Genomic DNA, 13734 nt, shown 5'->3' with positions numbered 1-13734 from the left:
GAGGTGGTCGTTTATCATGGAATTAAGATTGCTGATTACAATTCTTGGAAGGTTCACCATCATAATCTCCTTTGCATTCGTGTCAAGATGGTATAGTTCTGTTAATGGACACTTAAATCCTGTTAAATCCAAAGAATTGGCCAAGGTTGTTTGATATAAAAAGTCGGCCTGTCACCGGCAAACCACGCCCGAGGCGAAAGAGGCCTGCTGTGGTTCTAGTGGTACCGCCGAATTTATGCCATCATAAGAGCAAGGGGGTAAGAACGATGTATTTGGATTTCAAGTTGGCGGATGATCGTCCGGCGTACATTCAAGTTAAAGATTACATGAAGCGCTTGATGACGACCGGGGCGCTGCAAGCCGATCAGAAGCTCCCCTCCACGCGCGAGCTAAGCGCGCTGTTTCGGGTAGGCCGTAATACGGTCCTGAGTGCTTACTCGGATTTGGAGGATGAAGGTTATATCTACGCGGTTAAAGGGCAAGGGCATTTTGTTGTCCCTTCGATCAGCGGGGCATCCATGCAGCCCGAAGGTAAACGGCTGGACTGGGGTCCTCGTCTGAACGAATACGCCAGGCTTGCGGAAGAGAATGATCTGATGAAACACGGCATCCGCGCTGAGAAGGGCTCCATATCTTTTACAAGCATCGCTCCCGACGAGAAGCTGTTCGATCTGCAAAATGTTAAACGGGCATTCCTGGACCGGATGTCGCTTGAAGGTGATGTACTTCTAAACTACGGTTACGCCAAGGGCTATAAACCGCTTATTGATTACCTCCTCCGTTATATGGAGAACAAGGGCGTGAACATTCAGGGTAAGGATATGCTGATCACCAGCGGTTTTACGGAAGGATTAAGTCTGGTGCTATCCGCCTTGAACAAAGGGCATGGCCGCATTCTGTGCGAGAATCCTACCCATCATACAGCTATTAAAAATTTTAAAATGCACGGGTACGCCATTACCGGCGTCGAGATGGAGCAAGACGGCATTAGCCTGACGGGGCTTGCACGCGAGCTGTCGGAGCGGACGTACGACATGGCGTACCTTGTGCCTTCCTATCATAATCCTACAGGAATCGTAATGTCTCACCAGAAGAGGCTGGAAGCGCTCCGGCTGCTGAATGAGTACGAAATTCCCGTTATCGAAGATGGTTTCAACGAAGAGCTGCGCTATTCGGGCTCGCACATCGCGCCTCTCGTTGCATGTGCAGGCGGCGAGAACAACAGCGTGATCTATTTGGGCAGCTTCTCCAAAATCCTATTTCCCGGCTTGCGAGTCGGATGGGTGTTAGCTGACAAGACTCTGATTCATTATCTGGAGAGCGTGAAACGCGCCCGCAGCATTCATACGTCGACCCTGGATCAATCCCTGCTCTTTCAATATCTGTACAACGGCAACTTCGAGAAATATTTAAAGAGGGCGAAGGCCGAGTACAAGCGAAAATATGAGCTGGCGATCCGCTGCTGCGAGGAGTGGATTCCGATGGAGCGGTTGTCCGGCGACGGCGGGCTTCACCTGTTCGTTGAATTCGGTCCCGACTTCCGGACCCGGGAACTGCTAGAAGCCTGCTCGACTCAGGGTGTGGTGTTCACGCCGGGCGACATTTTCTATACCGATGGCGGCGGCCATCACACCATGCGCCTCGGATTCTCCCGCGTCTCCGACGAGAACATCGAGAAGGGAATCCGCATCATCGGCGAGGCGGCCAGAAAGCTGGTGTAATAAAGCTACAACGGAGAAGGCGGAATTATTGTGTAGAAGCGCAGCGTTCTCCTTTGTCGTCGGATTTCAACAAATGAATATTCAATCAGCGGAAATCTGAGGGCAACAGAGATCGGAAGAATAATCCGCATGCGTAGTGGTGATCAGCTTGCAAGGAAGTTGGTCTGAGAAAAAGAACTTTTGACTTCAACGGAGAAGGCGGAATGATTCTGTAGAAGCGCAGCGTTCTCCTTTGCCGTCGGATTTCAACAAAAGAATATTCAATCAGTGGAAATCTGAGGGCAACAGAGATCGGAAGAATAATCCGCATGCGTAGTGATGATCAGCTTGCAAGGAAGTCGGACCTCTGACTGCAACGGTGAAGGCGGAGCATGCGGAGAGGTGTCACAAAACTTTTAGGAGGTCTACATCATGAAGGTTGGCGTCATCATGGGAGGCGTATCATCCGAGCGTGAAGTTTCGCTAATGACTGGCAAAGAGATGATCGCTCATCTGGATAAAAGCCGCTACGAGGTTTATCCGATCGAGATTAACGATAAACGCGAGCTGATCAGCAAAACGAAAGGCATCGATATTGCTTTGCTCGCCCTGCACGGGCAATACGGGGAAGACGGGACGGTGCAAGGCACACTCGACTCCCTGGGCATTCCGTATACAGGCAGCGGCGTTCTCTCCAGCAGCGTCTGCATGGATAAAGACCTGAGCAAGAAGCTACTGCGGTACGAGGGATTGATTACAGCCGATTGGATCATGGTCAGCAGTACGGAGGAGTTGGCCGCCGCTGACGTGGAGGGACTCGGATTTCCTGTCGTGGTGAAGCCGAATGCAGGCGGGTCCAGTGTTGGCACTCGGATCGTGCGTGATACGGCAGCCCTTGCCTCTGCCGTCGAAGAGGCATTGCGGTGGGACCGCTCCGTGATGATCGAGCAAATGATCGAGGGAGAAGAGATTACCTGCCCGGTCTTGAACGGTGAGATGCTCCCGATTGTGTCCATCAAGCCGAACGCCGAGTTTTTCGATTATATCTCCAAATACGAAGAAGGCGAGGCGGATGAGCAAGTGATTGAGCTTCCTGCCGAACTTCAGCAGCGGGTGCGCGCAGCAGCGCTTCAATGCTATAAGGCGCTGAAGTGCAGTGTGTATGCCCGAATCGATATCATCCTGAAGGAAGAGACTCCTTATATTTTGGAGGTCAATACGCTTCCGGGTTTAACCAAGAACAGTCTGCTGCCAAGAAGCGCGGAAGCGGCGGGTTATTCGTTCAGCGGGCTTCTGGATGCCATCATTGAAACTTCATTATCGGAACGAAAAAGCGAAGGCAAGGAGTAGAGGGATATGAATACAACGAGCAGCTTTCTAACATCAACGGTGCAAGTCATGCCGCCTTCCGGCATCCGGCAATTTTTTAATGCGGCGGAAGCGGACGATGATGTCATTTCTCTCGGCGTGGGGGAACCGGATTTTGTGACGCCTTCATGTGCGATTGAGGCCTGTAAACGAGCTCTGGAACATGGCCGCACGATGTATACGCCGAATGAAGGGCTAATGGAGCTAAGGGAAGGGATTGCGGAATATCTGGATACCGGATTCCAGCTGCAATACGAGCCGTCCAGAGAGATACTGGTCACGGTTGGCGGCAGCGAAGCGATTGATCTTACGCTGCGAGCGCTCATTTCGCCGGGAGATGAAATTATTATTCCCGTGCCGGGATATGTCGCTTATGCCCCTCTTGTGCAATTGAACGGAGGAACTGTCGTCGAACTGGAGCTTTCCGCAGAACATAACTTCAAATTGACTGCGGATGCGCTGCAGAAGGCGATTACCCCTCGGACGAAAGCGATCGTTGTTAACTTTCCAAGCAATCCGACAGGCGCCGTGATGACCTATGAGGATTGGCTGCCGATTGCGCACCTTGCGGTTACGCACAATTTGGTGGTGATTTCAGACGAGATGTATGCCGAGCTTACCTATGGCCGCACGCATACCAGTATTGCTTCGCTGCCTCGGATGCGGGAGCGCACCATCGTCATCGGTGGATTTTCCAAAGCCTTTGCCATGACGGGCTGGCGGGTCGGTTACCTCTGCGGCGATTCCCACTTGGTGAGCGCTATGGTCAAGATTCATCAGTATACTGCGCTCTGTGCACCCATCATGGGGCAGATTGCGGCTCTCGAATGTTTAAGGAATGGACTCGGGGATCGGGACGTGATGAAGCAGGCTTATGATGAACGCAGAAGGATGTTTGTGCAAGGTCTGACCGATATCGGCCTAAGCTGCCGCGATCCTCAGGGTGCTTTCTATGCATTCCCCAGCATAAGCGGCACCGGCCTGGGCTCGCAGCAGTTTGCGGAACGATTGCTTCGGGAGGCAAAAGTCGCTGTTGTACCCGGTTATGTGTTCGGTGCCGGGGGCGAAGGCTTTATTCGCTGCTCGTATGCCGCTTCGTCCGATCAATTGAGCGAAGCGCTCGATCGAATGGAGCGCTGGCTTCGAACGCATGCAAGTACTGACCGTGGTCTGCCCACCTTACAGAATTCTTGAGAGTTTACGGTAATCGGTAGCGGTAATTCCCTCCAGTCTGCGGAAGATTCGGCTAAAATAATGAATATCCGGGTATCCGACCCCTTCGCCAACCGCCTCGATCGAGATGTCGGATTCCCGGAGAAGCCGACGTGCTTCTCGGTGACGAACGGATTGCACGAATTCACTTGGCGGCATCCCCGCAAAGCGTTTGAACAATTTGGCGGTATGATCCGGGCTTAACATCAAATGCTCCGCAATCACTTTGTTGCTCCAGTCTTTGGCTGGAGTTTTTTCGATTTGAGACATCAGTTCAATCAGTTTGGCATCGTGCGGTGACGTTTCCGTCAAGGCTTGGGAAGGATGCGTCCGAAGCAATTGAACCAGCGCATCCAGCATCAGCCCTTTGCAGGCAAGCTCATAGCCGGCGGGACGCAGGGTGAATTCCTCCACGATTCGTTCCATCATCTGCACGCAAGGCAATGGTGGCGTGTAGATGACGCGGGAAGATAGCGGGGGAAAAGCGGAGGACACCGCTTCATGCGCGAATTTATCCGTATCCAGCACGGCCTCATTTACGATCATATCCGCTTCGGTCTGTATGTCCAGCTCATCAAAGAAATCAAAATGAATCCCCAGAAACCGCGCGTCAGGATGGGAAACTACCTCATTCTGGTGGTAAATACCGGACGGCAGAAAGATCAGCTGACCCGCTTCGATGTGATAGCGGTTCCCGTACATCGTGGTAGCAGCTTCCCCTTGGTATACATAGAGCAGCTCAAAATCGTATAATCTGCGCTGCGGGAGTGATCCCGTCGCCATGCGTTGAAACTGCGCATAGTGAATGCAGGGTGACCATTCCCTAAAAGGCGCTTCGCGTTTTATCGGAAAATCGAGGTCCATATCGGCCATCGTAAACTCACTCCAAAATGTTATTAAGAGATGATGAATAGAACGGAATTGTCCAAATAATCACTTTTCTATCTAAAGCATTTGGCGGAATATTTATTTATTATATAAGTATTATTACATCCGAATGGTTTATTTACAACTTGACGGAAAAAGTCAAATGATGCGTTTCAGAAAACGAGTGTTACAACATCAACCTATTGATTTTAGGAGGGATTCACGATGAAGAAAGGGATTAATATCTGGTCGTTCCCGGGGGATGCTTCCATCTCCGACTGCATCCAATTGGCAAAAGAAGCTGGGTTTGAAGGAATCGAATTGTCATTAAACGAAACAGGGGAGCTCGGACTTCAGGCTGGTGACAAGGAAGTACAGGCCATAGCGGCACAGCTGAAAGAAGCGGACCTGGATATCGCGGGTTTGGCGACAGGTTTGTATTGGGAATACCCGATGACAAGTGATGACCCGGCTGTCCGTGAGAAGGCCATGGATATTTGCAAGAAGCAGCTGGAACTCGCGTCTGCATTTGGAGTGGATGCCATACTTGTGATCCCAGGGGCGGTCGGGGTCGATTTCGTTCCCGGTTCAGCAGTCATTGACTACGAATATGCCTACGAGCGGGCTCAAGAATCCATTCGTAAGCTGGTTCCTTACGCGGAAAGCGCCGGCGTTGCCATCGCGCTCGAGAATGTATGGAATAAATTCCTGCTGTCACCGCTGGAATTGCGGACCTTCATTGATGAGATCGGTTCCGAATATGTCGGCTCCTATTTCGACGTAGGTAATGTTGTGCATAACGGTTATCCGGAGCACTGGATTCGGATTTTGGGTGAGCGGATCAAAAAAGTCCATTTCAAAGATTACCGCAGACAGGCAGGCGGATTGCACGGTTTTGTCGACCTGTTGGCAGGGGACGTTAATTATCCGGCCGTTGTTGAAGCGCTGCGCTTGATTGGCTATGACAACTATGTCACGGCAGAGATGATCCCGGCGTATACCCACTATTCGGAGCAGATCATATTTAATACATCCAATGCAATGGATGCGATTCTTGGACGTACGCCATCTTTGCGCAAGCCGGATGCACGCCAGCATCAAGGCCAATCATAATAAGGGATACGGAGGGAATGAGAATGCTGAAAATCGGAATATTGGGATTTGGTTTTATGGGCCGCATGCATTTCGACAATTATGTTCGACTAGCCGAAGAGGGTGCGGACATCCAGCTGGTGGCGATTTGCGATCTGCGTATTGATGAGCTTAAGGACAGCAAAGCCAACGGCAATATGGCAACCGAGCGGGATGTATACGACCTGGAGCCTTATCATCTTTATGACCATGTGGACAAAATGCTGGAGAATGAAGAGCTGGATATAGTGGATGTATGCCTGCCGACATATTTGCACGCGGACATGTCCTGCATGCTGCTGGAGAAGGGCATTCACGTCATGTGCGAGAAACCTGTCGCAGGCAGCTCGGAGGAAGCCTGGCGCATGGTGAAAACAGCGGAGCGCACAGGAAAAACGCTCATGATCGGACAATGCCTGCGTTTCTGGCCAGCCTATGAATATTTGAAAGAATGTGTGGAGGACGGCCGTTATGGAAGCATCGTTGCAGGCGAATTCTTCCGGGGATCGGAGCCGCCGCAAGGTTGGTTCCTGGAAGGAGACAAGAGCGGTGGCTGTATCACGGACATGCACGTGCATGACGTGGATATGATCCACTATCTCATGGGCAAGCCGGAGCGGGTATCGACATTTGCTAAAACGATTATTAAAGGAAGCTCGTACGATATCGTATCCACCCACTACAGTTTCCCGGATGGCAAAGTAATTAACGCACATGCGGATTGGACATTGCACGGCGAGCACGGTTTTTATATGGGGTATCGGGTGAATCTGGAAGAGGCTACGCTGGTGTTCGAGAATAATGAACTGACGGTGTACCCTGAAGACGCTCCAGGCTTTACGGCTGAGCTGTCCGAGGATTCCGGCTATTACCGTGAACTCCGGTATTTCATTGGCCATGTTGCGCAAGGAAAGCCGGTAACGGTATGTACGCCAGAAAGCGCTGCCGGATCGCTGGAAATTATTGAAGCCGAGATTCGTTCCGCGAGAGCGAACGGCGCTTTGGAGACGGTATCTGGGAAACAGGTAGTATCCTAATTTACTTACTATATAGATTGAATTAATGAAAAGAGGAACCTCAACGGAGAAGGCGGAATTATTCTGGAGAAGCGGTAGCGGTCGCCTTTGCACCCGGATTTCAACCATTTTTAATGGATTGATAGAAATCTGGGGGCAACAGCGATCGGAAGAATAATCCGTATTCGTAGTGATGCTCGGGCTGAGAATCTTTAGTTCAACTTATATAGGTAGAATAATATAAACAAGGCCAACCAGGGAGTAACCTGATTGGCCTTGTTCAGTTCATAAGTTCATAAGTTCACTGCATCTATCAAAGCAATAAGCATTGACATGCTACAGCAAAAACTCTAAATGAGTGTGTAAATGTTAAGCTCTGAATGTTTTCAAGAAGTCCACGGCGAGCTTGATATCCGCTTCCGGATTGGCTTTCACTTCACGTTCGATTGTCAGATACCCCGTATAGCCAATATCTTTGAGAGCTTGCAAGTAAGCGTTCCAGTTAACGCCGCCTTCACCAAGCGGTACCTCACGGAACTTCTCGCCGGATTCCGCCATATCGGCAATTTTGTCATGGTCAAGCGCAGGTGCTTCGTATCCGAAATCACCGTATACATCACGAGGATCGATATAGTCAGCAAGCTTGATTCCGTCCTTCGCGTGCGTATGAACGATATAATCCTTCAGATTGTACACACCCTGTACCGGATCGTCTCCAGTGACCATGACCATATTGGCTGGATCAAAGTTAACGGACACACCGTTGGAACCGAGACCGTCCAGGAATGATTTCAAATGAGCCGAAGGCTCCGGACCTGTCTCGATGGCAAAGAAGGCGTTCATCGACTTCGCGAATGTGCTAAGCTCCAGACAAGCTTTATGCATCGTTTCATATACGCGGCTGTTATGATCTTGCGGCACGATACCGATATGCGTGGTGATGATATTGGTTCCCAGCTCCAAGCCGAGCTCCATGATTCGTTTGGATTTCTCGATTTTAGCCGCATTTTCGGCAGGGTCCTGGAAGCCGTGTCCGCCAAGGTCACCAACGAGAGCGGAGATTTCAAGTCCCAGTGAATCGATGTAATCCTTCAATTCTTTACGTGCCGAAGCAGAGAGGTTGGCTGGATCCATTTCGCCATGAATGGCATAGATCTGAACGCCGTCTGCACCGACTTCCCGGGCTTTAAGAAGGCCATCTCTTACTCCTACTCGAAAGCTGTCAACAATAACGCCAATTTTGTTAGGCATGATAGGTTTCGACATCCTAATATCCCCCTTGTATCATCCTTGTGTTATCCATCGTCCGTCTGACTTAAACTTCATTCCAGGCTTTACGGACATATTCCAATCCAAACTTGGCACCCGTGCGGCAATCTTCCAGCCCCTCGAATTCAATCGAGATGTAGCCGTCATAACCGGATTCCTTCACGATGCGAACGACTTCCGGCATATCGATATCGCCTTGGCCGACAATCGCGCCACGCAGCCAGTTGCCGCTGGAGGTGTTAAACCAACCGGATCCAGGTGCGCGGTGAGCCGGGCGATAATAGAAGTCCTTGAAGTGAACCATCGAAGCCAAGCCGATGTTGTTCGCGACAGCCACAGTGGATACCTCATCTGCACAGAGGAAGTTTCCGATATCCAGGGTTGTTTTGAAGTTAGGGTGATTTACGGTCTGAACCAGCGCTTTTACACGGTCGCTATGTTGAATGAAATAGCCATGGTTCTCCACGCTTGTGGTAATGCCGCGTTCAGCCGCGTAATCGGCAATGATCCGACATGCATTGGCTAGACGGGGAAGTTCCTCCAGGAAATGCTTGATGGACAAGTCTTTGGAAGAGGCTACGTCATGACGCATCAGCTTAACGCCAAGCGCAGCCGCAATGTCCACTTCACTTTTAACTCGTTCAATCTCCGCTTCATATGCAGCGTCATCCAATTCCGCAAAATTGGCGCCGATGGCATAGTTGGAGATTTCAAGCCCTTTGGAAGCGGCATGGGATTTAATCGTATCGATCAACTCCGGCGTTTCCTTCAGGTTAAAGCCGAGCGGAACGATCTCGATATGCTCTCCGCCGATTTCTGCAACGTAGTCGATGACATCGGTAATGGTCATTTCGCCTTTGTTCATGGCCTGGTACAGGCTGTACGAGCTTATTCCAAGTTTCATAGGAGAACTTCAACTCCTTTTTCGGCGGATTCATAGATCCCGCACAGAATCTTCATGATCTCAACGCCGTCTTCTACTGGGCTGAGAGGTGATGTGCCGTTCTCGATGCTGGAAATGAAATGATCGACTTCGCTTTGGAAAGCCGCGTCGAAAGCGAATCCTGTACTGTCTGTCTGAGGCTGAATGTTGATGATGGTATCGTGTTTCTCCGTGACGATGACCACTTCAGGATCAATCTCAAAGCCGCCCTTGTCTCCATATAATTTAACGGATTGCAGATTTTCCTTAGCGTGCAGCGTGAAGCTGACGTCCACCAGTATAGAGGCGCCGTTTTCAAAACGGATCATCGCATTCGCCATATCCTCAACCGTGTTCTTCTCCGCGTCATAGTCAGCCGCTTTGTAGAAGGAGAGGTTGCGAACGTTAGAGCGATTGCCCAGCTTCCGGTATGTATTGGCGCTGACAGAAACTGGTTTAGGGCGACCCATCATGTACCAGCACAGATCAATGACATGCACGCCGATATCGATGAGAGGTCCGCCGCCGGAACGCTCAATATCAGAGAACCAGCCGCCTGGATTGCCGAGACGACGAACGGAGGAAGCCTTCGCGAAATAGATTTCTCCGAATTCACCCTTGTCTGCAAACTCGCGGAGCATTTGAGCGTTAGGGTCATAACGTCTTACGAAACCGACCTGAAGCAGCTTGCCGGAGGATTTAACGGCTTCCTGTACTTGAAGCGCTTCCTCAACGGTACGGCAGAGAGGTTTCTCAACCAGAACGTGTTTGCCTGCATTCAGTGCCGCAATACTGATTTCGGCATGTGTATTGTTCCAGGTACAGATGCTTACTGCATCAATGTCCGGATCAGCCAGAAGTTCGTTATAATCGGTGTAGACTTTGGTAGCACCGTATTGTTCAGCTGCACGCTGTGCTCTTTCTTCATTTAAATCGCAGACGGCGAGCAAATTCGCGTTCGCATGTTTTTGATAGGATTGCAAATGCATAGCAGAGATCGATCCCGTGCCAATGACGCCAACATTAATAGATTTCATGAGTTCACTCCTCTGAATTTACTGCATTACACTTTCGTATTATAATGCTTTTAGAGGAAGACACCATGATAAACCGTGCTGTTTGTTTGTACAATTGTGCTGTCTTACTGGGAGGAGATCAGAACATTGGACAAAACACTTCAAGAACCGATGACCATGCCGGATCCTCAGTTTCCGATTAAGGTCCATCGTTGCGTGTTTGATGGCCGGGGACAGGTTTTGTTTAACCATCATTGGCATGAACATCTTGAAATTCTATATATTGTATCTGGGGAAGCGAGTCTGGAGTGCGGCTCGTCCACCTTCACGGTCAAGGAAGGCGATATGATCGTCATTAACCGGAATGAGCTGCATTATGGCGTCAGCCTATCGGATCATTTGTTTTATTATGCGTTAATCGCGGACTTTTCGCTGCTTCAGAGCCATTCGCTGGATGCAACCGAGATGAAATTCATCACACCCATCACCCAGAACCGGCTAATCTTCGAGAATCGAATTAGCGGGGATGATGCGCTAGCCTCCATGTTGTCCATCATTCATGAGCTGCAGCAGCGGGAATTCGGTTATGAGTTGGCTGTTAAATCAGAGCTGTATCGGCTGCTTACGCTGCTTGTACGAGGTTATGTAGCGACGGTTCTTACCCTGGATGAATACGTCGAGCGGATGAAGAATGTGGAGCGCTTTGCCCCGATATTCAAGTATATCGAGGAGCATTACCGGGAGGATTTATCAGTGGAGCTCCTATCCGGGATGGCTGGTCTCAGCCGCTTTCATTTCAGCCGCTTGTTCAAGGAGATCAGCGGCCGGACCGTGACGGAGTATGTGAATGAGACGAGGCTCAACCGGGCGGATTATCTCCTTCGTGAAAGTCCGCTTACCGTATCCGAAATCGCGGCTGCAACCGGATTTAATGATATTTATTATTTCAGCCGAACCTTCAAAAAATATAAAAGTATGGCTCCATCGGCTTTACGGAAAAAGTGAGAATGGGCTTTAACGGTTCTGAATAGGCTCCATGTAGACATAAGTATAAAAGCAACCTATAATGAATAATCATATTTATTGCATAAAGTGGCGGAGATAACGGAGAACCCTTTTGCTTAAATGCGTACTGTATTCGGTATGTATTCTAAGCATAAGCGGTTCTTTTTTTGAAGATAAGAAAGTATAAACATCCGAGGCTTAGCATCCTTATCTCGCAAGAAGAACTTCCGCTAAATGCGGTCTGTCTTCAGATAAAGTACGTCGATAGACGTTTTTCTTATTATGGAATAGGTTCTTCATTATATATTTAGAGAGGAGAATGTCAGGTGGACACAAGCTTATCCGCCAAGATGCGGACCCAATATTTGCAGGACATGTCGGCCAAAAAGCTGGATGTGCTGGTGATTGGCGGCGGTATCACGGGTGCGGGAATTGCTTGGGACGCCAGCTGTAGAGGGATGAGCGTCGGATTGGTGGAAATGAATGATTTTGCTTCGGGAACGAGTTGCAGATCAACGAAGCTGATTCATGGCGGTCTTCGGTATTTGAAGCAAGGAGAGATCGGCTTGGTACGCGAGGTGGGTTCTGAACAGGCACTGCTTCACCGGAGCGCTCCGCATCTGGTGGAGCCGATTCCCATGCTGCTCCCTATTTATAAAAAAGGCACTTATGGTTATCTTGCCAGCGCGATCGGGTTGTATCTGTACGACTGGTTGGCGGGGGTCAAACGCAATGAACGGCGGAAGATGTTCCGGCGCGAGAGCACCCTAACCCTTGAACCGCTCTTTCGAAAGGAGGGATTGAAAGGTTCCGGTTATTATTATGAATACCGAACCGATGATGCGCGATTAACGGTTGAAGTGATGAAGTCTGCAAGGGCCAAGGGAGCGCTCATCGCGAATTATGCCAAAGTCCAGGAATTCATGTATCGAGGAGGAAAAGTAGTAGGAGCTCACGTAGAAGACCAAGTAAGTGGTAAGACCTATACGGTATGCGCCAAAAAAATCATCAATGCCGCCGGGCCATGGGTGGATCAGGTCAGGCTCAAGGATAATTCGCTCAAGGGAAAGCGGCTGCTCTTAACGAAAGGCGTTCACCTGGTGGTGGATCACACCAAGCTTCCCATTCAGCAGGCTGCTTACTTCGATGTGCCGGGTGGCAGAATGGTTTTTGTCATTCCAAGAGCGGGCAAGACCTACATCGGAACGACCGATACCGTTTATGAGGGTGCGATTGAGACGCCCGGTATTACCGAGGAGGATCGGCGATATCTTATCGATGCGGTGAATCATGCTTTCCCGGAATCAAGGCTGAGGCCGGAGGATATCGAATCCGGATGGTCGGGGTTACGGCCACTCGTCCGCGAGGAAGGAAAGGGCCCTTCGGAAATATCGAGAAAAGATGAAATGTTTATATCCGATTCCGGATTGATCACCATTGCAGGCGGAAAGCTGACCGGATTTCGGAAAATGGCTGAAAAGGTCGTGAATCTTGCAGCCAGACAGCTTCAAGACGCCGATGGCACTATCTATCCTCCGTGTACGACGGATCGGGTTCCCATTAGCGGAGGCGACCTGAACGGCCTCACCTATGAGGAGGTTCAGAACAAGTTAATCAAGCAGGGTGAATCCCTCGACATCAGGCCCGAAGACATCGTGAGCCTCATGAACAGGTACGGCTCCAATACGGTGGAAATTATGAACCGGATCGGTGCCTCTTCGCAGGAAGCAGACTCGATCGAACTTCGATTATTACTCGCGGAAATCGAGTATTCCATCGAATATGAGATGACGATGACCGCCGTGGATTTTCTGTTAAGAAGAACAGGCTGGATATTATTCGACCGGCAAAAAACCGAGCGGACCCTTGCTTTCGTGATGAGAATCATGCGTGAATATTTAGAATGGAATCATGAAGAAGTCAACAGGCAATGGGAGCTGCTGCAGGATCAATTGCAATTGGCATGGGGAGTGGCGGAAGGCAGCAGGATGGAACGGTTTACGGATCTGCCGGATCGGGAAGCCCTCACAGGACCGCGCTCCGACGAAGAAGCCGAGCATTCCTCCGCCGTGTCGGCGATGAATCGATAGGAATCGTATTTATCAGGAGCATCTTGTCAAATGTAAAATGTGGATGTAGTATAACCATATAAAGTTATAGAGCTGGGCAGAGATGATGAGAAGCCCTTTGCATAACGAGAATCTTTCATTTGTCATGAATGAAGGCTT

Annotated in this window: 11 protein-coding genes; 7 read left to right on the top strand and 4 right to left on the bottom strand. The window is 50.0% G+C overall.

Annotated features, from left to right (window positions below; genetic code table 11):
- Positions 1–266: 266 nt before the first annotated feature.
- The 3 genes from ABEW73_RS02230 to ABEW73_RS02220 all read left to right on the top strand — a co-directional run bounded on the left by ABEW73_RS02230 (position 267) and on the right by ABEW73_RS02220 (position 4262).
- A complete protein-coding gene (locus ABEW73_RS02230) occupies positions 267–1721 on the top strand; it encodes a PLP-dependent aminotransferase family protein (protein WP_430171868.1) in 1455 nt (484 codons plus the stop codon).
- A gap of 411 nt (positions 1722–2132) precedes the next feature.
- Positions 2133–3050: a D-alanine--D-alanine ligase gene (locus tag ABEW73_RS02225; RefSeq protein ID WP_430171866.1), complete on the top strand. Its 918-nt coding sequence runs from the start codon at positions 2133–2135 to the stop codon at positions 3048–3050.
- Positions 3051–3056: 6 nt separating this feature from the next.
- Positions 3057–4262: an aminotransferase class I/II-fold pyridoxal phosphate-dependent enzyme gene (locus ABEW73_RS02220; RefSeq protein WP_430171864.1), complete on the top strand. Its 1206-nt coding sequence runs from the start codon at positions 3057–3059 to the stop codon at positions 4260–4262.
- Here ABEW73_RS02220 and ABEW73_RS02215 read toward each other — a convergent pair.
- Positions 4248–5153, bottom strand: a complete 906-nt coding sequence (locus ABEW73_RS02215; RefSeq protein WP_430171862.1) for an AraC family transcriptional regulator — start codon at positions 5151–5153, stop codon at positions 4248–4250. The genes ABEW73_RS02220 and ABEW73_RS02215 overlap by 15 nt on opposite strands.
- 219 nt (positions 5154–5372) lie before the next feature.
- Here ABEW73_RS02215 and ABEW73_RS02210 point away from each other — a divergent pair, with 219 nt between their 5' ends.
- Together ABEW73_RS02210 and ABEW73_RS02205 are read left to right on the top strand one after the other, a co-directional pair.
- The gene (locus tag ABEW73_RS02210; protein WP_430171860.1) at positions 5373–6260 is read left to right on the top strand and encodes a sugar phosphate isomerase/epimerase family protein; all 888 of its coding nucleotides are present in this window, start codon (positions 5373–5375) and stop codon (positions 6258–6260) included.
- Between the two features lie 23 nt (positions 6261–6283).
- Complete coding sequence (locus ABEW73_RS02205) at positions 6284–7315, top strand: Gfo/Idh/MocA family protein (protein WP_430171857.1); 1032 nt, start codon at positions 6284–6286, stop codon at positions 7313–7315.
- A gap of 348 nt (positions 7316–7663) precedes the next feature.
- On the opposite strand, the gene ABEW73_RS02200 is transcribed toward ABEW73_RS02205, so the two are convergent.
- From ABEW73_RS02200 to ABEW73_RS02190, 3 genes are read right to left on the bottom strand one after another with little or no spacing between them, the layout of a single operon-like run.
- Positions 7664–8560 carry a sugar phosphate isomerase/epimerase family protein gene (locus tag ABEW73_RS02200; protein WP_430171855.1) on the bottom strand — a complete coding sequence of 299 codons (897 nt, stop codon included), beginning with the start codon at positions 8558–8560 and terminating at the stop codon, positions 7664–7666.
- 49 nt (positions 8561–8609) lie between these two features.
- Positions 8610–9467 carry a sugar phosphate isomerase/epimerase family protein gene (locus ABEW73_RS02195; RefSeq protein WP_430171854.1) on the bottom strand — a complete coding sequence of 286 codons (858 nt, stop codon included), beginning with the start codon at positions 9465–9467 and terminating at the stop codon, positions 8610–8612.
- Positions 9464–10522 (bottom strand): Gfo/Idh/MocA family protein, encoded by a 1059-nt coding sequence (locus tag ABEW73_RS02190; RefSeq protein WP_430171852.1) that lies wholly within the window; start codon positions 10520–10522, stop codon positions 9464–9466. Before ABEW73_RS02190 ends, ABEW73_RS02195 begins: the two co-directional genes overlap by 4 nt.
- A gap of 126 nt (positions 10523–10648) precedes the next feature.
- Between ABEW73_RS02190 and ABEW73_RS02185 the strand changes: the two genes are divergently transcribed.
- Positions 10649–11506 (top strand): helix-turn-helix domain-containing protein, encoded by an 858-nt coding sequence (locus tag ABEW73_RS02185; protein WP_430171850.1) that lies wholly within the window; start codon positions 10649–10651, stop codon positions 11504–11506.
- A gap of 326 nt (positions 11507–11832) precedes the next feature.
- A complete protein-coding gene (locus ABEW73_RS02180; RefSeq protein WP_430171848.1) occupies positions 11833–13596 on the top strand; it encodes a glycerol-3-phosphate dehydrogenase/oxidase in 1764 nt (587 codons plus the stop codon).
- The last annotated feature ends 138 nt before the right edge of the window (positions 13597–13734 follow it).

It is taken from the genome of Paenibacillus lautus (assembly GCF_050482385.1).
Lineage (GTDB): Bacteria > Bacillota > Bacilli > Paenibacillales > Paenibacillaceae > Paenibacillus_AQ > Paenibacillus_AQ lautus_B.
This window is presented reverse-complemented; position numbering and strand designations above follow the sequence as displayed.